We start from the raw sequence: 23,059 nt of genomic DNA on the forward strand, positions 1-23,059 counted from the left end.
TTGTTGAGTTATATGCCTTGCCTGCACGTTAGGCTTAAAATTCATGTTTTATAACATTCGTGCAAGAAGTCTAGTGGTATGGCGGTAGTCAGATATGTTAGGACAATTTGAAAGCTTGAATACCAGGAAGATTAAGACTTTTTCTCCTGCCTTCTGGAGACACTTGCGTGGGCGGGTTTCCCGACTTGAGCAAAGTGTCGTCCTCCTGCCTCTTGCCTTCTGCTATAAATGACATAAAAATTAACCCCTCCTGATAACTTAGGAGGGGTTGAAAATTAATATCCGCCTTCTTCTTCGTATTCTGGCTGCCTTTCTTTGACTTTTTTGGGAATGTTCACGGGTTTTGGTGCATCTTCCCAAGCGTCGCCTTCTACATCGTCGTCATAATCGTCGTAATCGTCGGTGTAGGCTTTGGTTTCGTACTTGGGCGGTTGTTGATATCTGTCGCCGCCTGTGGCTTCGCTCCAGTTATCTTCTTCGTCGTCTTCTTCGTAGCGGATAGACTCATACTGTCGCGCTCGCATGACTTCGCGCCGTGGTCTTTCTTCTTCTACGTAGTCTTCGTTCCATTCTTCTTCCCGCGCTACGGGTTCGGGGGCGCGGACTTTCGGCTTGGGTGGCTGTAATGGTGTGCCGCTTGGTAGCTGATTTGAAGGTGCAACTGTGCGTGGTGCAGAATAACCATATTCTTCTTCTGCATCCCGTTCCCAAGGTGGTTTGCCGATACCTAAACGTTCTAAAACGCCTACTGTTAATTGGGTTGTACGTTCTTCGGCTCCTTCAAACACAATTAATCTGCTGGGGCCTGTGCTAACAACTTCGTCGATGGAAATTTCGTAGGTGCTGAGAAATTGGTCGGGAATTTGCGGTACTCCCAAAGAAGCAATAATTATTGAGTGCAGCTTCCCTGAGATACCGTCAAACTTAAAGCCCCGCACTCTACCTAAGACTTCACCTGTTTCTGTAATTACTTCCCAGTTAATCAGATTACTGAAAGCTTCAATTTCAATATCTTCGATGACATCTTCGTTATCAACCAGGATGGCATCACCAATTTGGTTGATACTACTAAGGTACATATAGCGTGGCAGTCCAGAGATAGAGATCAGGCTGTCTCGTAAACCAAGAGCCACAACCTCCCTTTGATCGATATCAACCCAGATTTGATTCACAATCCCTAGCCGCTTGGCGTTGTCGCGGGTAATCACCTGAGTATTTAATAAGTCGGAACGCCTAATTATCTGTTCAGAGGTCATTCTATACCGAGTCCTGATCTCGAATCCGGTTTATCTATACACTATTATTAACAAAGATTCAAGCAGATGTATTCGAGGATGTTAACTTAATTCCCAAAACTTGGGTGTAAGCGCCTCGTGCTTGAGTAACGCCAATGGTGCGTTCGGCTGATTCTATCATCGGACGACGCAAACTCACAACTATGAACTGTGCCAGTTGTGCCTGTTGTTTGATCATTCTAGCTAATCGTTCTACGTTTGCCCCATCTAAAAACATATCTACTTCATCAAAGGCATAAAAAGGTGATGGACGGTAGCGTTGCAGGGCGAAAATAAAGCTTAAGGCGGTGAGGGATTTTTCACCCCCAGACATGGAAGCTAATCTTTGTACTGGTTTACCTTTGGGGTGGGCGACTAAGTTTAAACCACTGTTAAAGGGATCTTCAGGATCATCAAGTTGCAGGTAGCCGTCGCCTTCTGAGAGGGTGGCGAAAATTGATTGGAAGTTTTCGTTCACTGCGTCAAAAGCTTCTTTAAAGGCGCGTTGTCGCAGTGTGGTAAAGTTTTCAATTCTTAATAATAATTCGGTGCGTTCGGCTTCTAAGGTTTGTAATTTTTCTGTGAGTTCTTGCAGCCGGTTTTGGGTGCGTTCGTATTCTTCTAACGCCAGCATATTTACAGGTTCCATTGCTTGTAGGCGTTTGGCAAGCGATCGCAATTCTTTCTGCAATTCTTCTAAATCTACCTGTTCTGGTACTTCCGGTAAAGGGCTGGGCAATTCTGGGAGTAGTTCTCGCAATTGATTTTGCAAAGCTTCTAGTTCTTCCCGCCGCTTTTGCTGGGTTTCTTGCAGTTTTTCGAGTTCCCATTCTAATTGTTGCTGACGGAGTAAATGCGATCGCACTTCTTGTTCTATCGCATCACGTTTTACCTTTTCTTCACCCAAACTTTTTTCCATTTCACTCAGCTTGGTGCGAGTTTCAGCGATTTGAGTGCTGAGTGCTGAGTGCTGAGTGCTGAGTGTTTGGAGTTTATGCTGAGAATTTTCTTGTTCTTGATGATACTGAATAATTTTTTGTTCAGCTTCTTGAATACGTTCTTGTAAACGCTGCTGCTGATTTTCTAGGTTTTTTAACCGTTGTTCTGCTTCCCGTAAAGCTGTTTCTCGTTGTTGTAATTGTTGCTCTTGAGTTTTAATTACCGCTTGAATTTGTTGCCATTCACTAGGCGTTTGGGATGCTTCTAATTCGGCTAAAACATGACGTAATTGTTGTAATTGCGCTTCTTGCCCTGGTAAATCTTTATCCAAAATTTCTAGGCGAGATTGGGCGGCGGAGAATTTTTCGGTATTTTGGGCAAGTTGCGATCGCGTGCCTTCTAATTGCGTCGTCAAAGCTTTAATATCTTTTTGCAACTGTTCTAATTGCAATTGCTGTTCGCGGCGTGCTTGACGGGCTTCTGTGAGTTCTTGGGTGAGTTGTTTGGTTTTGCTGGATAAAGAAGCGATCGCATCGATACAACGATCTAAAATGCGTTCTATATCCACCAAGCGATTTTTCAACGCAATGGCTTCATCTGATTCTGCCGCTTCCCCTGTACCGAAGCGCAACGCTGAACGCTGATTTGTACTCCCACCAGTCATTGCGCCACTGGTTTCCAGCAATTCTCCATCTAAGGTGACGATGCGATATAAACCGAGGTTTTTCCGCGCCTGTTCTAAGGTGGAAAATACAACAGTGTTACCAAAAACATAGTTAAACACATCTTTATAACGGCGATCGCATTCAACTAAGTTCACAGCATAACTGACAAAGCCGTTTGCTAACCGCAAAGTTGCATCTTGGGTAATTCTTGGAGCCTGAATCTTATTTAAAGGTAAAAATGTCGCTCTCCCGGCGCGTTTTTGCTTGAGTAATTCAATCCCCGCCGCAGCTATCCCATCGTCATCAACAACAATATGTCCCAACCGCGCACCAGCCGCAATTTCCAACGCCAACTGATATCGAGGTTCCACCCGTCCCAAATGTACCACCAAACCACAAACCCCAGGCATCCCCGACTGGATAATTACCTTACTGGCTTGTGTCCCTTGGACTTCTTGTTGTGCTTGGGTTTGTGCCTCAATTTTATCTAACTGGCGCTGCTTTTCCCGTTGTTCACTAGAAAGCCGCTTTTGTGTGTCTTGCTGAATTTGTAATTCCTGTTCTGTCGCCGCCAGATTTTGCGCTAGGTTTTGGATGGGTTCACTAGAGGCGTTAAATTCTGTCTCGACTCGCACACACTCAGCTTGCTTTTCTGCCAGTTGCGGTTCTAACGTGGCAATTAACTGACTTTGTTCGTGAATTAATTCTTGTAGCTGACTATTCCTTTCTCTTAATTGTGCTTGCTCTGTGCGTTGTGGTTCTAGAGTTTGCAACACAGTTTCAATTTGACGATTGAGTGCAGTTTGTTGCTGTACCCAAGCTTCCGACGCAGAGGCGATTTCGGCGGCGGCTTCGCGGGATTTTTGTAGTGCTTGTTGTGTCTCATCCCGTTGCTGCTGACAATATACAATCGATTGCCGTTCGACATTCTGGGTTTCGGCAATTTCTCCCAAAGCTTGCTGCTGCTGGTGAATTTCCTGCTGAGTTTGCACCAAGCGTTTAGCGGTTTCTTGGGAAGTTGTTTCTAATTCTGTTTGCTGACGTTGGAGTTGCTTGCGTTCCGCTTCTTGAGTAGCGAGAGTCGCTTGTACTGCTAACAGTTCCTCCTCACCCAAAGCTTTCACATGAGCATTAAGCTTTTCTAATTCAGCAGTTTTTTGCGTAATACCGACATTGAGCGTTTCTAATTGCAGTGTAAGGTCATTATGAGAGCGATCGCCATTTTGAATTTCCGTTGCTAACTTTTCTTGCTGTGCTTGCAGCGAACGCCACGATAACACCGCTTCCCAAGATTGCTTGTGCAGATATTCCGTCCGCAACTTTTGATATTTTTCCGCCTTCGCCCTATCTTGAGAAAGGCGATCGCGTTGTGCAGTTAACTCCGTCTCAATAATCCGACAACTATCTTCCTTCTCCTTCACCTCATCTAACGTACCCTTAGCTTGGTGAATCTTGCGATCGAACGCCGCCACCCCCGCCAACTCATCAATAATTTCCCGCCTCTCCCGCGCATTCATCGAGATAATGCTAGTAACGTCCCCCTGCAATACCACGTTATAGCCTTCGGGATAAATCCGCAGATTCTCCAACTCCTCATGCAACTCCGTCAACGTACAAGCCGCACCATTGATATAGTAATTTGACGTGTAAGTTCCTTGATGAGTTACCCGCAACCGTCTAGTTACACTCCACTCACTAGGAGAGTCGGGAGTCGGGAGTCGGGAGTGGGAATTCTCTTCATCTTCCTCTAATTCCTCACTCCGCGCCTCTGCGTCTCTGCGTGAGATATCCTCCCCCGACAAATCAAACGTCACCGTGACACTAGCTTCTACAGATGCGCGTCCCTTAGCCGTTTGAGTGTTATTTACCAAATCCGGCAGGCGATCAGCTCGCATCCCCTTAGAACTGGCGAGTCCCAAACAAAACAGCAGCGCATCCAAAATATTCGACTTACCGGAACCATTTGGCCCAGATATGACAGTAAACCCCGGCAGCAAAGGGACTGATGTAGTACCGCCGAAGGATTTGAAGTTGGTAAGTTCCACGCGCTTGACGTACACCATAGTAGGCGCTGGTTCACTGGGCTAATGGCTAATGAAGAACAAGTGTATCAATTAATGAAAATTTAGCAATAGGTTGTGTGAATAAATTATCGAACCGCCAAGGCACAGAGGAAGACACTTGCGTGGGCGGGTTTCCCGACTTGAGCAAAGTGTCTGTCGAGGACACTTGCGTGGGCGGATCTCCCGACTTGAGCAAAGTGTCCGTCGCACAGAGGAGGGGAGCTAAGACTAAAATATCAAAAGTAATTTTAACTAACTTTAGGGAAAATAGTATTCTTGTCAGAATTATAATTGTTGAGTTTTGTTATCGATAAATGTTTCTAAATCTTGCATAGTATATGTGGAAAGATTATTAGTAACCATATAACGAGAAAATTGTAGCGATACTCTGAAAAATGTCAAACATGGTTCTAATTTTTTCAAATCTTGGTAGTAGTGCATAGTAATGATTTAGCTTTTTAAATTAGCATTGTAGTGATGAACAAAATACCAAATAGTGCCAATATAGTTGTCTAGTATTTTAGAGAATGACAATGTTTTACGAACCAAACGTCCAACTCGTTGCCGCAGAGTGTTGTTAAATCTTTCAATATAGCTAGTACAACAAGGCAAAAGTAAAAAATCAAAAGGAAAAATAAAGAACAGTGATAACACGAGCCTTTTAGCAATTCCTGATGGTCTGTTTATTTACGCCGACCTGTACTAGTCACTAGTCTTTCCATTGTCTTTGCCTACCGCTTTATGTCGTTTACTGGGTAGAACTTGTTCATAAGCATCCCAAAAGTCAGTGTAACAAATTGCACATTGACGATAAACTGGCGGTAGAGACTGCCATAACTGTTTTGCTGATTGACTAGAGCGATCGCCAACATACACTCCAATAATTTCTCTTGTTGCCGCGTCAATTGCAAGCCAAATCCATTGTTTATTAGATTTTGAACCCACGTATGACCACATTTCATCTAGTTGTATAATCAGCTTACCTGGTTTTTTTTAGTCACCTCAACGAATTTAGGAACTTGATAATATTTCTGATTTACGTAGTATTGAAGCCAACGTAGCGATACTCCGGTTATCCGAACGATCGCTGCTAATGAAACTCGTTCTAGTAAGAGTTTGTCAATTAATTCTCGTGTTGAATTCTCAATCGGTTGTCTCGTTGGACTTTCGACAAATTGCCGTCCACAATTAGAACATTTGAACCGTTGTTTTCCGTAGTGAGTGCATCCATTTTTGACTACTTTCTTTGAGTTGCATTTAGAGGATGTTTTGAAAGTCATGAAAGATACTAACTATGCACTACTACCTGTTGGGTTACGCTATCACTCCACCCAACCTGATTTTCCGCTTAAATAAAATGTATTTCCTTATACTGAAGTCCTAATCTTGTCAGTAATGCAGTGGACTTGATATGAGTTCTGGTTAAATACAAATGACAAAACCGCCTACACATTACCTGAAAGAATAGCTAACAAGGTATGGTTGTGGCGGTTTTAAAAATCGCTGTTGGGTAACTGGTAGCGATGCTAACCTATAAAAATTGTGGAAGATTGGCACTGTTCAGGTAAAACAGCTAAAGAGTTAAATGTGCAGTATCAAGCACTACCTGTAAAACCAACTTCTGGGAACTTCAACTGAGCTTCTGCCATTGGACGGTTTCGACCTTCCTCTTGCCAGTAGTTAATCACTTCTGTTGCTTTGTTAAGCAATTCTACGCGATCTAGCTCAGTAATCCAGTGTTTAGATTCGAGTTCCTTTTTTAACTCTTCCCAAGCATCATTTCTGGGCCAGAAAAAGTACTTTGTTAAGGGACTGGTACCTTTACCTACAACTTGGTCAACTGCTAGGGCAACGTTATCTTCCAACCAAAGAATTTTTAGAATGAACTTGGTCAATCACACCTCCGGGATACATCCGGGCATAGCTTACTAAGTTTGCGATTGCTTATTGTAACTTAATATCTAGCCGAATGACCAAACTTTTCAGGGAGTAGGGAATGGGGAGTGGGGAATTATCGAAAAAATTCAGGACTCAGAAGCGAGAATTCTCCAATTAAATTCTATGCGGCTGATTCTGACTTCTAAATTATTCTTCAAGGATGCTTATCAATTTAAAATCGGAAAAGTTTAAATTGTGATCCACGCAACCATGACTGCACAAGCTTCAGCACGAGCAATTGTCGTTTTTGATATTGATGGCGTTGTGCGCGATGTCGGCGGTTCTTATCGCCGCGCGATCGCTGATACTGTAGAGTATTTTACTAACGCTGCATATCGTCCCACACCGTTAGATATTGACCAACTCAAGTCTGAAGGCGTTTGGAATAATGATTGGGAAGCATCGCAAGAATTAATTTACCGCTATTTTGAGTCTCAAGGAAAGACAAGAGAACAACAACAACTAGACTACAACTCTATTGTTACTTTCTTTCAAGCCCGTTATCGTGGCCCAGACCCGAATAATTTCACGGGATATATTTGTGATGAGCCTTTATTGTTAAGCTCAGAATATTTACAGCAGTTGACTCAAGCTAACATTGCTTGGGGATTTTTTAGTGGTGCGACGCGCGGTTCTGCTAATTTCATTTTAGAAAAACGCTTGGGTTTGCGATCGCCAGTGTTGATTGCGATGGAAGATGCACCCGGTAAACCCGATCCGACAGGGTTGTTTGCCACTGTGGAGAAATTAGAGAATGAACCCAGCAACACCACCGTCATCTATGTGGGTGATACTGTCGCTGATATGTACACAGTTACAAAAGCGCGGGAATTGCAGCCGCATCGTCCTTGGGTTGGTGTTGGGGTGTTACCGCCTCATGTCCAAGAAACAGCCGCACGCGCTCAAGCATACAGCGAAACACTGCAAAAAGCTGGAGCCGCGATAGTTGTGAGTAATGTTGAAGAGTTGAATCCAGTCAAAATAGCAGAACTATTGTCGTGATGAAATACTAACTTGTTGGTATTGGGAATACTTAACCTAAGAAAGCGATCGCTTTTTTACTGCATACTGCTTTTTATTCCCAATAGTTCAATTTATGACAGTCAATCGTCAACTTACTCCCATTGAGGAGGCCTTGGAAATAGTTAATCAGACTGGTGGTTCGTTTAATGTAGTGACAATTAGCCGAATTATTGGGTGTTTAGACGAAGAAATCTTGAGAAAAGCTCTTGATATTGTCCAGTTACGTCATCCTCTGTTAAATGCTCGGATTATTAATTCCCTAAATCGTCTGTGCTTTGAAACAGGAGCAATTCAAATTCCTCTGCGTAGTGTTAATAGCCAGCATTGGCAAGAGGTTGTGATTGCAGAAATGAACGAAAAAATAGCGAGTGATGCAGGTTTAGCAAGATGTGTGTTAGTTAAATCGCCGAGTGAGAATCATGTAAATTATCTAATTACAATCTTGCACCATGCTATCTCAGACGGTTTATCTAACGTCCAACTGCACTCAGAAATATTAACTTATTGTCAAAAAATCGCTGATGGAGAGTTAATCAATTCTGTTGAAAGTTTACCTGTATTACCACCTATTCAAGAATTGCTGCCAGAATCAATGCAGGGATGGCGGGGTAAAATCAAAGGCATTTTCTTGTTATTAAATTTGCAATTTAAGCAGTTATGGTATCAACCAAAAGCTCTAGATTTTGAGCAATGTGTCCCGATAGAATCTCGTCGTTGTGGGTTGGTTCACCGACAACTAGACAAAGAACTAACGGAAAAGTTAGTGAATTTTTGCAGACAGGAAAAAACAACAGTACAAGGCGCGTTATGTGCAGCGTTAATGTTTGCAGTCACTAATCAAATTTATGCTTATGAGAGGAAAGATATTTGGTTAAATTGTTGGTCTCATGTTGACTTGCGCCAAAGGTTGCGATCGCTTGTGAGTGAAAATAATCTCAGTGTTTTGTTTTCGTCCATCACTTCATTTCATACCCTCACAACCAAAACAACCTTCTGGGATTTAGCACGGGAAGTCAGACAGACTATCATCGCAGGGTTAAATTCTGATCATCTCTTTAGCATCATCATGATGTACAAGCAGGTACTCAAATTCTTACTGAAAAAACCTAATCAAGGACCTGCAAGTGTTTCTGTAACTAATATTGGCAAGGTCAAAATTCCTAAATTTTACGGTCAATTTGAATTAGAACAAATCAGCTTTTTGCCAGTACAGAGCGTTTTTGGTGGTGTTGTGACTTTGGCTGTGACAACTTTTGACAGCAAAATGAATTTAAACTTTGCATTTTCTCTACCTGCAATTAGCCAAAATTCGATGGAAGAATTGGCAGACACTTTAGTTGTCTGCCTGAAAAATGCTTGTGATTTTTAGACTTCCCTGATTATTCCAGTTTCAAGAACTTATCTAAAGCAGCCACCATACTAGGCGGCCATCGGCGGATATTTTTTACCCAATTGATATCTTTATAACGGTTATCCAAGCCATAAGCGGCTACCCAGTTGCTTTCGGCTTCACCTTTTTGTCCGTTTACCCAGTAAGCGGCGGTTAAAGCTGCACGCACATCAGCAAATTTGGGATATTTCCGGGCAATATTTCGCATTTCACGGATTGCTGGTTCTATTTGACCAGTTTCATATAAAGCGATCGCATAGTTAGCACGAGCAAAGGCGAAATTAGGTGCAACTTCGGTAGACTTTTTATAATCTGCGATCGCATCGTCCCATTTTCCTAAACCTGCTTTGGCATTGCCACGATTGTTATAGGCCATTGCATCGTTAGGATCTAATTCTAAAACGTGGTTGTAATCTGCGATCGCGTCGTCCCATTTTCCCAAACCTTCTAAAGCTGTACCCCGATTTAAATAGGGATCTGTCACATTCGGAGCCAATTCTACAGCTTTGTTGTAGTCTGCTAATGCCTCTTGCAGCTTATTTTGACTCACCCGCGAATTTCCGCGATTACTCCACGCACCCGCATTCGTCGGAAATTTCTCAATAATTTTCGTCCAATATTGTTCAGCCGTGGCAAAGTCACCCTGATTTGTCGCTGTAAATGCTTGATTTGCCCATTCTTCCCCTTGTTGCAGTTCTTCTGCTGTGAAGTTGGGTTGTTGGGATTGTGCCATGACTGGTTGACCCCAGCCAAACACAAGTAACACACAAAGAACAAAACTAATTAACTTAATCATCTGGGTTTACCTGTGTCTATCTGCGGTGGAGATTCCACAATTTATCATGGCGAAAACTGTCTTAGACAGCAAGCTAGTAAAACAAGGCAAAAGTAAAAGGTCAAAAGGCAAAAGAAAGAATATTCATCCCATGAGCTTTTTAGCAATTTCTTATGATCTTTTTATTTACGTCGATCTGTAAGCATAAAAACGCAAAATTAAGGGTGTGGACAAGGTTTGATGTATCCAACACCCTTACACCCTCACACCCCTAAACCCAATCTCTACAGGCAATCTTAGTGCGTAAGTCCTGTAATTTATTTTCCCACCGCTTCTAACCAAACCTGCACATCCGCAATGCTACCAAAGTCTAACAATGCTTCGCTCAAATCTTCTAGAACAGGCAAAGGTAAACCAGAAATTGACAAACGCATTTCCTGTGGTAACTCGCCAAATCGCTTAGTTAATTGTCGGCTAATTAAGTTAGCAGCTTCTTCTGTTCGTCCTTCTTCTTTGATTTCACGGTAAACTCTTGTTTCTTGCAGCGTTATTCCTAACATCGACTCTACCTCGGCTCTACTTAATATTTCAAATTTGTACACCATGATCGTCGTAATCATCTCTATTATGGCGCGGCTCGCCTTTTGGGACGCTTCTTGACTAGCTCTGGTTAACAAATACCTGGCTTCTGTTGGTGCTTGTTCTGGTTCTACTGTCGTCAGTACCATCAACGCTACCCATAAAGGTAATTGACGAATATCTCCTAACTCGTCTAAATATACCCGATGGACTTGCTCTCCATTTAGCAGGGTACGATGAGGGTAAATATCGACTTGCTCAATACTGCGCGATGGATAGATAACTACAGCCTGCCAATCGCTGAACCTGGGACGATTGCGGTAAAAATATAACGATGACTCCGCAAATACCCTTTCATAAAGCTGTTCGTCTCTTTGAAATTGTACCTCGCAGAAATATACAACCCCAGCACCTTCATTGTCTGGCGGCAGAAATACGCCATCGATTTCAAATTTCGGTTCTTTGACAGCTACCGAATCAAACCGATAAGCTCCTGCATTATTTGGGGTGTTTGTCAATAGTTCAAATAATAAACTAGGGGATTGTTGAAATAGTTTGTAAAAGATTGAGTCTCGGCGCATGAAGCATTCTATTTTTTGTTTCAGCTTGCGATCGCATCATCCCACATCCCCGCAGTGTGATTTTGCGATCGCACTACCTCCCTTCACAAAAGAGACAACTGCTCATTCGGTGGCGTAAAATTCATGTGCTTGTATGCAGCTTTAGTCGCAATCCGACCCCGTGGTGTGCGGCTCAAATAACCAATCTGCATCAGATAGGGTTCGTAAACTTCTTCAATGGTTTGCGGATCTTCACCTGTGGCGGCGGCGATAGTTTCTAAACCCACAGGGCCGCCATTAAACTGTTCAATAATCACACTGAGCATTTTTCTATCTGTCCAATCTAAACCGCATGGGTCTACTTGAAATAGTTCTAGGGCTTCTGCGGCAACGCTCTCGGTAACTTCTGGCTGTTTTTTTACTTCCGCAAAATCACGTACTCGCTTGAGTAATCTATTCGCAATACGCGGTGTACCTCGTGAACGACGGGCAATTTCTGTTGCACCATCGGGTGTAACGTTGGTTTGTAGTAGTTGAGAACTGCGGAGAACGATTTGACTTAGTTCATCCACTTCATAAAAGCGTAACTTCTGCACCAAGCCAAAGCGATCGCGTAATGGTGAAGTCAAAGCACCGACGCGGGTTGTTGCTCCCACCAAGGTAAATTTCGCCAAAGGCAAACTTCTAATCCGGGCGCTGGTACCCTTGCCAATGGTAATATCTAAGCGATAATCCTCCATAGCTGGATAGAGAATTTCCTCGGTCATCCGCGAAAGACGGTGAATTTCGTCGATGAAGATGATATCTCCGGGTTTTAGGTTAACTAATAACCCTACAATATCTCTAGGACGTTCTAAAGCTGGCGCACTCGTAATCTTATAGTTGACACCCATTTCTGATGCTAAAATCATTGCCATTGTCGTTTTACCCAAACCTGGTGGGCCGTATAACAACAAGTGATCCAGCACTTCCCCCCGTGATTTTGCGGCTTTGATGGCAATTTCTAGCACATCCTTTAAGTCTTTCTGCCCAATATAATCGGCAAATCGCTGCGGTCTGATACTCTCTTCTTGCTTACCTTGCTCGTCCAACACGGCTTCGGGTTGCAAAATTTTGTCTTGGTCAGATGCTTTGACTGATTCTTGTTGCTCCTTGGGTTTTTTATTGGGTTCTGGAGGCTGTTTTTTTGAGGAGATTATCGCCATAATTCAGCTATTAATTTTGACTTGAGGAATGATTGAGTGCCATCAATATCGCAATCCTTGAGAATAAACCTCAGATGCGAAAATTTTGGTTTGGGAATACACGTACCAATTTAAAATTTAAATTCCGGGCAATGAAAGAAGGAGTTAAGAATTTACTATGTTGTCTAAAAGAATCTTACCTTGCTTGGATGTGAAGGCGGGACGGGTTGTAAAAGGAGTTAACTTTGTTGATCTCAAAGATGCTGGTGATCCTGTGGAGTTGGCGAAGGTTTACAACGATGCTGGGGCAGATGAGTTAGTGTTTCTGGATATTACAGCGACTCATGAAGACCGAGGCATAATTTTGGATGTTGTTTACCGGACTGCTGAACAGGTCTTTATTCCACTCACTGTAGGCGGCGGCATTCAAACCTTAGAAAATGTTAAAGCTTTGTTACGAGCCGGAGCAGACAAGGTTAGTATTAACTCTGCGGCAGTACGTGACCCAGACTTGATCAATCGGGCAAGCGATCGCTTTGGTAATCAGTGCATAGTAGTTGCCATTGATGCCAGACGCAGAGTAGACCCCCAAAATCCTGGCTGGGATGTGTATGTGCGTGGCGGCAGGAAAAACACGGGTTTAGATGCCCTCAAATGGGCTGTTGAAGTTGAACAGCGTGGTGCAGGAGAACTGTTAGTTACAAGTATGGACGCAGATGGGACTCAAGCCGGTTACGACTTAGAGTTAACCAAAGCGATCGCTCAATTAGTACAAATTCCAGTTATTGCCTCCGGTGGAGCAGGCAATTGTGAACATATCTATCAAGCTGTAACGGAAGGTAAAGCCGAAGCTGCATTGTTAGCTTCGTTACTGCACTATGGGCAATTAAGCGTTTCAGAAATTAAACATTATTTGCGCGATCACTCCATACCAGTACGTTTGTACTCTTAACGCCAAAGATAACATTAAAATCCCACTACCTGCCACCGAAATTAACTACACTTCTGAAAATCGATGTTAATATTGATTTATAAGTATTAATAAATATTAAGAAATATGTTGATTCCTATTTTATTATTTGATGTAGCACTGGTGGCATGGTCACTACATTTAATGGAAAAAGCCTATGAAAATAAAGAATTCTCCCTCATGCTGGCTGGTACATTAGTAGCTCTAGCTGCTGCGGCGATGTTAGTTGTTTACTTTCTCATGGGTCACTGTATGACCTACTTATTAAAAGTTTCCTAGAAATTACGAGGTATTAGATTAGGTTGTGACAACCATTTAATCCAGATAACCTATGAGACTTGACAAAAGATAAATTTATCAGCCATAATCAATAATGGCTTTACGGGGTTATAGCTCAGTTGGTAGAGCGCTGCAATGGCATTGCAGAGGTCAGCGGTTCGAACCCGCTTAGCTCCATTTGTAATTTTTTAATGTAGACATATAAATTCATACATAAAAAAACTGTCAAACTAAATCTAGTCGCTGTGAGTATCACAGCAAATCTAAGTAAGCATTATGTAGAGATTTATATGTATTTTGCTAGATAATATAAACGTCTAAATACTCTTTTAAGGAGTTAAAATACTTTTTTTACGTTTACTCAGTAATTTTCTAAATAATTATCACAGGTTTAATGTTGTTATAATTATAGCAATAGACAAGAAATCCCAAGCCAAAGCGATCGCAGACAAACTTCGGTATATTTCCCCAAAGATAGCCACAAGGTTGGAGTGATACAAATTTTCAGTCAGGCAGTACAGGAAAGAAACCAGCAGCAGAATTTATCCTCATAAAATATACTTGTATACACAGTTTTTGACAGCCAATAGCATCAAAGACTGTTGAGACATAAAATCAGCAGACAGATTCGGGCTTTTGAGTAAAATTTTTACAGACCGCATTTATGTTTCTCAACCACGGGCTACTCAACTTTTAGAAGACTTCGGCTTCAATTTTTTGCCAAGCCTCGTTGCAATATGAAAAACAAGCTGATGCTGCTTTATGAAAAGCTTTTATCCCCTGGGTACAAAGTAGGAATACTGTTTTTACAAGCAACTTAAGTATTAGGGTATCTATGCTGCGTTTATCATATCAAGCTTTAATTACACCTTTAGTAGCCTGTTTTAGCGTATTAGGAGTTAGCGCCCTGCAATTCCCTCGATTACAATCACTGCTAACTAACAAACAAGGTATTTCTCTAGACGTTTTACAAAAAGATATCAAAGCCGAAAATCTCCGGTTAAATTTATTAAAAGAGATACCTAGTTTTGGTTATGACAACTTGATGGCTAATTGGGTTTATCTCAATTTCTTACAGTACTTTGGTGATGATGAAGTGCGAGAAAAAACAGGTTACAGTCTTAGCCCAAAATATTTTGATATTATTATTAAACATGACCCAAGGTTTTTAGGAGCTTATGTCGGGCTTTCTACTAGCACTTCTTTATATGCTGCTATGCCAGAACGCTCAATTAAATTAATGGAAGAGGGTTTACGTAATATGACTCCTCAAATTCCAGAAAAATCTTACCATATATGGCGTTATAAAGGTACTGATGAATTATTATTTTTAGGAAATGATCAGGCTGCACAAAATTCTTTCATTATGGCAGCTAATTGGGCAAATAACTATTCCGATCCAGAAAGTAAATATATAACTCAAAATTCCTATCAAACCGCTTTATTTTTGAGCAAAAATCCTGATAGCAGGTACGCCAGAATTGCTACCTGGGCAATGATATTAAGTAATGGAGTAGATGAAAAAACTCGCAAAAGAGTAGTCAGAGAAATTGAAGCTTTAGGAGGAAAGGTAATTAGCACTCCAGAGGGTAACAAAATTACTTTTCCTCCAAAGGATTGAAGAAAAATTGTCTGAATCAAAAATTCAGGATTCAGAAGAGTTCATTAGTCTAGTTATGCAGCATCTATACTCCATTCTGACTTCTTGACTGTTAAGAGGCTATTTATAAAGTAAATATTTAAGTAGGGTGTGTTACAGCTATACAAAGATTTTGGAACTTAAAAGAGTGAGAATTAGCTGTAACTCACCATTTTTCTCGGTGCGTTCAGCGTTGCTATAAAGCACCCCAGAATTTAAAGTTTACTGGATAAATCATCTCTAACAATGTTAGCTATTCGTTAGCCGTAGGGGGAGTAGCTGATGTAGTCTGTTGACGCTGTTCGCGTTTTTTGCGGTCGGCTAAGAGCATATCTGCCATTACTGCTAGTGCTTGCGACATTTTCTCTAAATTAGAGCGGTATAACTCCAAATCTTTGTTGAGCTTGTCTTCAGATAAATGCAACCCATCTGCAATTGTTTTGATTGCGTCAGTGCGTTGTTTTTCATCTTTAACTAAGTCTGGATCTGACTGTTCTAGTAAGGAAAATAGACCAATGGCAAATAAGCGATTGTACTTAAATTGAGAATTGTTGGCGATCGCTTGCAATTGTGATTGTAAATCAGGATCACGGTCTGAATGATGAGTTTGACTCAGCCAAGCAATTAAATCACTGGCTGCTAAACTTTTTGCCAAAGCTTGTGACCTTTCAGCATCCTGTCTATATCGCTGAGGATCTTGCTCTACGGCCTTACAGATAGCCTGAAAAATGGATTCTTTGTCCCTTTCTGGTTGATAGCCTTGCATAAAGCGGTCAAAGGTTGTGACAACGCCCAAGGCATAAATTGGATTGTAACTAAAATCAACATTTACTGATAGTAGGTGCATTTCCACCATCAACTCTTCTACTACCCGACGATAGATTGTGTTGATGGGGCGGGTATGTAAGGAGTAGAAAGTTCTCTTGGTATCAGAAACAGTACGGACGTTATTCACAAAAAAATTATTAAGAATGTTAAGGGCGAAGTTATTTTATTGTCTCCCTTAAAGGCTACTTTGCCAAGTTCGGCTTTTTCATCAGAATCTTTGGTTAATTTGGTAGCATAAGGGGGAGCAACTTTATCAACGCAGAATTTACACCAAATTCTTTCAAATTGGTGAATTAATAACTAAGTTTCAGCCAAGGGCAGAATTGCCTATTTTGCGGTATGCACTCAGTGGCGCTTTGAGTTTCCTACTGAATTTATTCTGACTCCCGAATTATTTTTGATCCAATATTTTGAATTGTGCATCTCAACTTATGAGCCTTTCACCGCTTCTCATTACTCTAGGTAATTATATAGCTGGGGAATTTGACAATCGAGAACAAGCTTTAGCAGAGCCTGCTTGGTATGTTCATTTGCGGATGTGGCAAAGACCAGTGAACTTATTCACCCAAGACAGCATTACTTTGTTTGCCGAACAAGCGAATATTGTCAACTTAGACCGCCCTTATCGCCAGCGAATTATGCGATTAATGGCAGGGAAAAATTGGGATGCACCTTTGCAAGTCCAGTACTATATGATTAAAGATCCAAGTGTCTTAAGTGGCGCAGGCCTTAATCCTGCTTTACTCAAGACACTCACAGTCGAACAATTAGATTTATTACCAGGGTGTGTATTGACACTGACCCAGGAAGAATTAACTCCCAAAAACTATAAGTTTGTCGCTACGCAACCAACCGAGACTCGTTGCTGTTTTAATTATCAAGGCAACAATATACAAGTTTCCTTGGGGTTTGCAGCTACAGCAGCAGAATTCTACAGCTACGACAAAGGCATTGACTCGGAGACTGGCAAAGCAACTTGGGGAGCGATTTTAGGTCCTTATCGCTACACTAAACGGGAACAGTATTCCTTTGATGTTGCTGAGTGCTGAGTAAAAAAGCCTAACTGTTAGCCTTGAGCAGTTGTCTCACAGGTTGTTAGCGCAGTCATTCATACTCAGCACTAAATTAACTGGCAATACTCCGAGGAACACCTTCTAAGGCTTCCTCTTCTGTTTCAAAAATTTCAAATACTGTATCCATCATGGTAACTTCAAACACGAGTTTGGCTTCTGGGTGTACGTTGCAGATGCGGAAACTGCCTTTGACTTTATCCGCATCGCGCATCCCAGCTACCAAAGAGGTGAGACCAGAACTATCAATAAAATTTACTTGTCCAAGATTTACCACTACATGGCGACTCAACTTAGAAATACATTCCTGCAACTTTAAGCGAAACTGCCAAGCTGTGGTGATATCCAGACGACCAGCCGGTGTTAAAACTATGACGGTGTTACCGTCCTGGGTGGTATAGGTTGTTTGATCTATTTTTATCACTAAAAATCCCCGTGGCACTCATTTTCAAATTGACTATTGCTGGATTGAACCTGAGATTGGTGAGTCAAACAACTTACTTTTTTGGTAATTCTGACTTTCGTAGGCACGAAAGCTTGACAGAAACTTGGTAAATTAGTTGACTCACCGCTTAAGAGGACTATCCAGTGCTGACACTTGAGATAAACAAGTTATAGCTAAAATAGTCACCTATTTACTAGGTGCTTACCTTTAGTAGTGTAACTCACTAAAAAAGTACTGAGTGCTAATCAAAGTGCTGAGTTGAAAGCTCTGAGTGCCAAGTAACGAATATGCAAAATTTTATATTCCTATACAACGCACCCAATACTGAACTTTCTTGGCAGATAAATTTCACTTGGGGGATTACATTGTATGTGATCTTAGGGGGTTGTTGTCCAATTAATCCAATCTTGCGGCTTGAGGAAAGTATTATACAATTCGGCTTCGGGGGAATTGGGTTCTGGCTGATAACCATATTCCCAACGTACTAAGGGCGGTAAGGACATAAGAATCGATTCGGTGCGGCCGTTGGTTTGGAGTCCAAAAATGGTGCCACGGTCGTAAACCAAGTTAAATTCCACGTAGCGGCCGCGTCGGTAGAGTTGGAAGTTGCGCTCGCGATCGCCATATTCTATTTCATGTCGCCGTTCGACAATTGGCACGTAAGCTGGTAAAAAAGCTCGCCCACTGCTATTGATAAAGGCAAACAAATCTTCCCATGTCCGTTGCCCTACTACTCCTACTTGATCGCTGTAGTTCGCTGCTGGGCCTTGGGGGTTGGGGCCGCGATATAAAGTACCTTGACCATCTTGATAATCAAAGAACAAACCGCCGACACCCCGTGTCTCATTGCGATGTTTCAGGTAAAAATACTCATCGCACCACAGCTTAAATACTGGGTAATACTCGGCGTGGTGTTGGTCACAAGCCTGTTTCAAAGTTTTGTGGAAATGGGCTGCATCTTCGGCGAAGGGGTAATAAGGTGTTAAGTCAGCACCGCCACCAAACCACCAAACGGGGCCAGCTTCAAAATAACGGTAGTTTAAGTGAACTGTGGGGACATACGGGTTGCGTGGATGTAACACCAAAGAAGTACCTGTAGCATAAAATTGGTGTCCTTCCGCTTCTGGACGTTGGGCTAAAATCGAGGGCGGCAGGTGAGAACCCCAAACTTCAGAAAAATTTACACCTGCTTGTTCAAAAATTCTGCCCTCACGCAGTACACGCGATCGCCCACCACCACCCTCTGGACGTTCCCAAGCATCTTCTTGAAACTTACCCACACCATCTAACTCGGTTAACGCTTGGGTAATTTCGTCTTGCAGTTGTTTCATAAACTGACTCACCCTCGCCTTCGCATCCGTTGGCGGCAAGAACTTGGATGAGGCTGCTTTTACTGTTGGGGTGTGCGAATTAGTCAACATAGAGATTCCCGAACCTTAATTACAATTGCCAAAAACCCAGAAATTTTCCGTTAAAAATTGGTAGACAATAAGAACTGTTTTTTTAGCTCGACTTACTCAAACTACTTTTGTCTTAGTTGTCACACTTTTAAACGATTGATGTGTATGACTAGAGTTATTTTCCCTCAAATGCGTATAGGCTTGTATATTGACTCAGTTTTTTTTGTACTTCTTGATGGGAACATTCTGGTGTTAGATCAACTTCAGGCAAGTTAGTATATGCCGTACTGATGTTGGTGATGCCCTGCAAGCCTCGGTTTCCAGCCTTAGCAACCTTGTTATCATCTGTGACTAATCGGTACTTGCTATGCCGCTACCAATATTGAGAAATGTTAAGTCAGGGCAATTATGATTGCTCACCATACCAGAGTTACCAGCAAGTCTGTAGCGAGGAGGATAAGGCAAATGCGAGGTTGGTTATCAAAATTCATCCACCGCAAACGTCGGCGCTTTTGTGCGTCTTTAGTCAGGACGTATCGAGAGATCAGTGACGCTTCTGTAGATGAACTGTGGCAAAAAGTAGTTGACTTAACCGATGTATCCTGGCATCCCCTACTCAAAAGTACTAATGTCCCCTACGGATTAGTCCCCAAACCCGGATTAATTTACCAAGCCGTCACTCGCGTTTCGCCCTTTCCTATCCGCATCTTTGTAGAACGGGTAAACCCCAGAGAACTGTTGAGTGTGAGAGTGCTGGCAATTCCTGGCGTAGAAGAAAGAATTACTTATCAAGTGGAATCTACGGTGTGTGGAACTTGTTTATCTTATTCTGTCACCCTCAAAGGCTGGCTATCTCCCCTGATTTGGTCATTTTCTCGCCCCTATGCAGATCGGGTGGCACGTTCTTTAGTGGAAGCCGTAGAAAATGCCGCAGTGCAAGCGGTATCTAGTAAGAAAAAACCTTTGAATGATGGTTGTTTTGATTTTTAGAAATGAGGGAGTGGTGAGTTGGGAGTAGGGGTTGGAGGTTAGAAGCCAAAGCCGAAATTTGGTACGGCGAAAATTATTTTTTCATCTTTGACTCCTACTCCTGGATTTCTCACAAGAGAGAAATCCAGGGATGTGGGAAGTGTGGGAGGATGGTGAAGAAATCTTTCCCCCCACACTCCCCACACTCCCCTCTCTCTCCACACCCGCTACCCATAAGTGAGAAATTCGGGTACTCCCCACTACCTATTCCCCACTCCCCAACAAAGTTAAGATTCTATTAGGTGAGAATAAAAATTTCTTAAATTTTTTACGGCGGTAATGCTGAAAACACTATGTACGATGTCCTTGATTCCCGTTCTGTCTTAGAAGTATTGCGGCCTGTGCAAGACCCAGAACTCCGTAAGAGTCTGGTAGAACTGAATATGATTCGCAACGTTAACATTGACGGTGGCAAGGTGAGCTTTACTTTGGTTTTGACCACACCAGCCTGTCCTTTGCGTGAATTTATTGTTGAAGATTGTGAAAAAGCTGTTAAAAAACTCCCAGGCGTGACGGAAGTCAAGGTAGAAGTCACAGCCGAAACACCCCAGCAAAAAAATGTCCCCGATCGCACTGGGGTTCCTGGGATAAAAAATATCTTGGCAGTTTCCAGTGGTAAAGGTGGTGTCGGTAAAAGCACAGTGGCGGTGAATGTCGCCGTCGCCCTTGCCCAAACAGGTGCGAAAGTTGGTTTGCTGGATGCTGATATTTACGGCCCCAACGATCCCACCATGTTGGGGCTAGGAGATGCTCAAATTACCGTCCGTTCCACAGATAAAGGTGAAGTTTTAGAACCCGCCTTTAATCATGGAGTCAAATTAGTCTCAATGGGCTTTTTGATTGACAAAGACCAGCCGGTGATTTGGCGGGGGCCGATGCTGAATGGTGTGATTCGCCAGTTTCTTTATCAAGTGGAATGGGGCGAACTAGATTATTTAATTGTGGATATGCCGCCGGGAACGGGTGATGCTCAGTTAACTTTAGCCCAAGCTGTACCAATGGCGGGATCTGTAATTGTGACTACACCACAAACCGTCGCTTTATTAGATGCTCGGAAAGGATTACGGATGTTTCAGCAAATGAACGTCCCTGTTTTGGGAATAGTAGAAAACATGAGTTACTTTATTCCCCCGGATATGCCAGATAAACAGTACGATATTTTCGGTTCTGGTGGTGGTGAAAAAACTGCTACAGAATTGGGAGTGCCTTTATTGGGCTGCGTCCCCTTAGAGATTTCCACTAGAGTTGGTGGTGACAGTGGTGTGCCGATTGTAGTTTCTCAACCAGATTCGGCTTCAGCTAAAGCCTTAAAAGCGATCGCCCTGACTATCGCCGGTAAAGTATCAGTTGCTGCACTGACGGCATAAATTTTTAATTTTGTCTGATTCCTGGGCAATTGCCTAGGAATACAGATTATGAATTGAGAATTTAGAAGTTAAAATTCAGAAGTCATAATTTCTCATGTTTAAGTATGCGGAATATAGTGAAAAAGTATTTTGTTTTGTGAAATAAATTCACAGGTTTGTAAACTCCTCCTGAATTTTACTTACTGTTTTCTAAATTCTTTTACTCAGTAAATTTAACTCTCCAAATTAAATTCTAAAATCGCACAATGTTGTTAAAACGTTCGCTTCCCAAAGTTCGCTGGAAGTCTTGGGTTAAACCTTGGCAACAAGTAGATTGGTTATTATTTTGTTTACCTGTTGCAGCCAGTATGTTTGGCGGTCTGATGATTCTCAGTACAGAACTCAAACAGCCGGTGACAGATTGGTGGTGGCACTGGTTAGTAGCTGGTATCGGCACTTTTATCGCGTTATTCTTAGCTCGTATCCGCTACGAAAATCTACTCCAGTGGCATTGGATTACTTATGGTCTGACCAACTTGAGTTTGATGGCGGTGATGGTGGCTGGTACGAGTGCGAAAGGCGCACAACGCTGGATTAGCGTCGCGGGTTTTAATGTTCAACCATCAGAATTTGCCAAAATTGGCATTATTATTACCCTCGCCGCCTTATTACACAAACGTACCGCATCCTCCCTAGATAATGTATTTCGCGCCTTGGCGATTACTGCCGTTCCTTGGGGACTAGTATTTTTACAACCAGATTTGGCGACATCCTTGGTATTTGGGGCGATCGTTTTGGGGATGTTGTATTGGGCTAACGCCAATCCAGGCTGGCTTATCTTGTTGATTTCTCCGGTGATTTCCGCGATTTTGTTTAGTATTTACTGGCCTTTATCGGAGCCAATTATCTTATTTAAAGAATTAGCGTTAGGGCCTTTAGGGGTGGTTTGGTCATTTGCAATGGCGATTGTAGGCTGGCAAACACTCCCTTGGCGAAGATTTGGTCTGGGTGCGCTTGGCGCTTGGATTTTGAATATTTGCGGTGGTGAACTCGGTGTTTTTGCCTGGAACCATGTTTTAAAAGAGTATCAAAAAGACCGCCTCACCGTATTTATTAACCCCGATCATGATCCTCTCGGTGCTGGCTATCACCTGATTCAATCACGGATTGCCATTGGTGCAGGCGAAATTTGGGGATGGGGTTTGTTTAAAGGGCCGATGACTCAACTCAATTTCGTCCCGGAACAGCATACAGACTTTATTTTCTCTGCTGTCGGTGAAGAATTTGGGTTTGTGGGTTGTTTAGTGGTTTTGTTTGTCTTTTGCTTGATTTGCTTCCGGTTGCTGCACGTAGCCCAAACCGCCAAAGATAACTTTGGTTCGTTATTGGCGATCGGTGTGTTGTCGATGATTGTGTTTCAGTTGATTGTAAATGTCGGGATGACTGTTGGTTTAGCACCTGTCGCTGGGATTCCCCTACCGTGGATGAGTTACGGACGTTCTGCAATGCTGACTAATTTCATCGCTTTAGGAATAGTAGAATCGGTGGCAAATTTCCGACAAAAGCAGAAGTATTATTTATGAGTCATTGGTCATTAGTCAATAGTTCTAATGCAAAGGACAAATGACCAATGACAAAGGACAAGTATTAAGCTATTAACAGT

The 23,059-nt window shown here is 42.4% G+C and carries 19 protein-coding genes, 1 tRNA gene and 1 pseudogene; 10 read left to right on the forward strand and 11 right to left on the reverse strand.

The genetic code is table 11. The features are described 5' to 3' along the window. Positions 1-275: 275 nt before the first annotated feature. From H6G74_RS02785 to H6G74_RS02810, 5 genes and pseudogenes are all read right to left on the reverse strand, one after another. Entirely contained in the window at positions 276-1,256 is a 981-nt protein-coding gene (locus tag H6G74_RS02785) for a PRC-barrel domain-containing protein (RefSeq protein WP_190966212.1), read from the reverse strand. A gap of 58 nt (positions 1,257-1,314) precedes the next feature. Next, positions 1,315-4,941, reverse strand: coding sequence for a chromosome segregation protein SMC (gene smc, locus H6G74_RS02790; protein WP_190966213.1), 3,627 nt, complete (start codon positions 4,939-4,941; stop codon positions 1,315-1,317). Positions 4,942-5,226: 285 nt separating this feature from the next. Continuing rightward, positions 5,227-5,382: a hypothetical protein gene (locus H6G74_RS02795; protein WP_190966214.1), complete on the reverse strand. Its 156-nt coding sequence runs from the start codon at positions 5,380-5,382 to the stop codon at positions 5,227-5,229. 9 nt (positions 5,383-5,391) lie between these two features. Continuing rightward, positions 5,392-6,221 (reverse strand): annotated as a pseudogene (locus tag H6G74_RS31015) (IS1 family transposase). 315 nt (positions 6,222-6,536) lie between these two features. Then, positions 6,537-6,836 carry a 30S ribosomal protein PSRP-3 gene (locus tag H6G74_RS02810; RefSeq protein WP_190710745.1) on the reverse strand — a complete coding sequence of 100 codons (300 nt, stop codon included), beginning with the start codon at positions 6,834-6,836 and terminating at the stop codon, positions 6,537-6,539. A 253-nt stretch (positions 6,837-7,089) separates the two neighbouring features. Here H6G74_RS02810 and H6G74_RS02815 point away from each other — a divergent pair, with 253 nt between their 5' ends. Both H6G74_RS02815 and H6G74_RS02820 read left to right on the forward strand, forming a co-directional pair. Continuing rightward, positions 7,090-7,881 carry a TIGR01548 family HAD-type hydrolase gene (locus tag H6G74_RS02815; protein ID WP_190966414.1) on the forward strand — a complete coding sequence of 264 codons (792 nt, stop codon included), beginning with the start codon at positions 7,090-7,092 and terminating at the stop codon, positions 7,879-7,881. 94 nt (positions 7,882-7,975) lie between these two features. Beyond that, the gene (locus H6G74_RS02820; protein ID WP_190966216.1) at positions 7,976-9,271 is read left to right on the forward strand and encodes a phthiocerol/phthiodiolone dimycocerosyl transferase family protein; all 1,296 of its coding nucleotides are present in this window, start codon (positions 7,976-7,978) and stop codon (positions 9,269-9,271) included. A 10-nt stretch (positions 9,272-9,281) separates the two neighbouring features. Here H6G74_RS02820 and H6G74_RS02825 read toward each other — a convergent pair whose 3' ends face one another. The 3 genes from H6G74_RS02825 to ruvB all read right to left on the reverse strand — a co-directional run bounded on the left by H6G74_RS02825 (position 9,282) and on the right by ruvB (position 12,411). Further along, positions 9,282-10,088, reverse strand: a complete 807-nt coding sequence (locus H6G74_RS02825; protein ID WP_190966217.1) for a tetratricopeptide repeat protein — start codon at positions 10,086-10,088, stop codon at positions 9,282-9,284. 296 nt (positions 10,089-10,384) lie between these two features. Then, positions 10,385-11,227, reverse strand: a complete 843-nt coding sequence (locus H6G74_RS02830; protein WP_190966218.1) for an Rpn family recombination-promoting nuclease/putative transposase — start codon at positions 11,225-11,227, stop codon at positions 10,385-10,387. Between the two features lie 83 nt (positions 11,228-11,310). After that, complete coding sequence (gene ruvB, locus H6G74_RS02835) at positions 11,311-12,411, reverse strand: Holliday junction branch migration DNA helicase RuvB (protein ID WP_190966219.1); 1,101 nt, start codon at positions 12,409-12,411, stop codon at positions 11,311-11,313. A 157-nt stretch (positions 12,412-12,568) separates the two neighbouring features. On the opposite strand from ruvB, the gene hisF reads away from it, so the two are divergent. From hisF to H6G74_RS02855, 4 genes are all read left to right on the forward strand, one after another. Next, the gene (hisF, locus tag H6G74_RS02840; RefSeq protein WP_190966220.1) at positions 12,569-13,342 is read left to right on the forward strand and encodes an imidazole glycerol phosphate synthase subunit HisF; all 774 of its coding nucleotides are present in this window, start codon (positions 12,569-12,571) and stop codon (positions 13,340-13,342) included. A 105-nt stretch (positions 13,343-13,447) separates the two neighbouring features. Next, on the forward strand, positions 13,448-13,639 hold the full coding sequence (locus tag H6G74_RS02845) for a hypothetical protein (protein WP_190966221.1): 192 nt from the start codon (positions 13,448-13,450) through the stop codon (positions 13,637-13,639). Positions 13,640-13,743: 104 nt separating this feature from the next. Next, positions 13,744-13,816, forward strand: a tRNA-Ala gene (locus H6G74_RS02850). 658 nt (positions 13,817-14,474) lie between these two features. Then, positions 14,475-15,260, forward strand: a complete 786-nt coding sequence (locus tag H6G74_RS02855) for a hypothetical protein (RefSeq protein ID WP_190966222.1) — start codon at positions 14,475-14,477, stop codon at positions 15,258-15,260. Between the two features lie 271 nt (positions 15,261-15,531). Here H6G74_RS02855 and psb29 read toward each other — a convergent pair whose 3' ends face one another. Beyond that, positions 15,532-16,233, reverse strand: coding sequence for a photosystem II biogenesis protein Psp29 (gene psb29, locus H6G74_RS02860; RefSeq protein WP_190966223.1), 702 nt, complete (start codon positions 16,231-16,233; stop codon positions 15,532-15,534). 304 nt (positions 16,234-16,537) lie between these two features. Here psb29 and H6G74_RS02865 point away from each other — a divergent pair, with 304 nt between their 5' ends. Next, positions 16,538-17,155: a chromophore lyase CpcT/CpeT gene (locus H6G74_RS02865; RefSeq protein ID WP_190966224.1), complete on the forward strand. Its 618-nt coding sequence runs from the start codon at positions 16,538-16,540 to the stop codon at positions 17,153-17,155. Between the two features lie 76 nt (positions 17,156-17,231). Here H6G74_RS02865 and H6G74_RS02870 read toward each other — a convergent pair whose 3' ends face one another. Further along, positions 17,232-17,600, reverse strand: coding sequence for an STAS domain-containing protein (locus H6G74_RS02870; RefSeq protein WP_062298256.1), 369 nt, complete (start codon positions 17,598-17,600; stop codon positions 17,232-17,234). Between the two features lie 398 nt (positions 17,601-17,998). Continuing rightward, on the reverse strand, positions 17,999-19,042 hold the full coding sequence (gene hemF, locus H6G74_RS02875; protein ID WP_190966225.1) for an oxygen-dependent coproporphyrinogen oxidase: 1,044 nt from the start codon (positions 19,040-19,042) through the stop codon (positions 17,999-18,001). A gap of 444 nt (positions 19,043-19,486) precedes the next feature. On the opposite strand from hemF, the gene H6G74_RS02880 reads away from it, so the two are divergent. From H6G74_RS02880 to rodA, 3 genes are all read left to right on the forward strand, one after another. After that, positions 19,487-20,011, forward strand: a complete 525-nt coding sequence (locus H6G74_RS02880; RefSeq protein ID WP_190591928.1) for an SRPBCC family protein — start codon at positions 19,487-19,489, stop codon at positions 20,009-20,011. Between the two features lie 332 nt (positions 20,012-20,343). Continuing rightward, on the forward strand, positions 20,344-21,417 hold the full coding sequence (locus H6G74_RS02885; RefSeq protein ID WP_190966226.1) for an Mrp/NBP35 family ATP-binding protein: 1,074 nt from the start codon (positions 20,344-20,346) through the stop codon (positions 21,415-21,417). Between the two features lie 245 nt (positions 21,418-21,662). Next, positions 21,663-22,979 (forward strand): rod shape-determining protein RodA, encoded by a 1,317-nt coding sequence (gene rodA, locus H6G74_RS02890; protein ID WP_190966227.1) that lies wholly within the window; start codon positions 21,663-21,665, stop codon positions 22,977-22,979. The last annotated feature ends 80 nt before the right edge of the window (positions 22,980-23,059 follow it).

The sequence above is a fragment of the Nostoc spongiaeforme FACHB-130 genome (genome assembly GCF_014698475.1).
Classification (GTDB): domain Bacteria; phylum Cyanobacteriota; class Cyanobacteriia; order Cyanobacteriales; family Nostocaceae; genus Nostoc_B; species Nostoc_B spongiaeforme.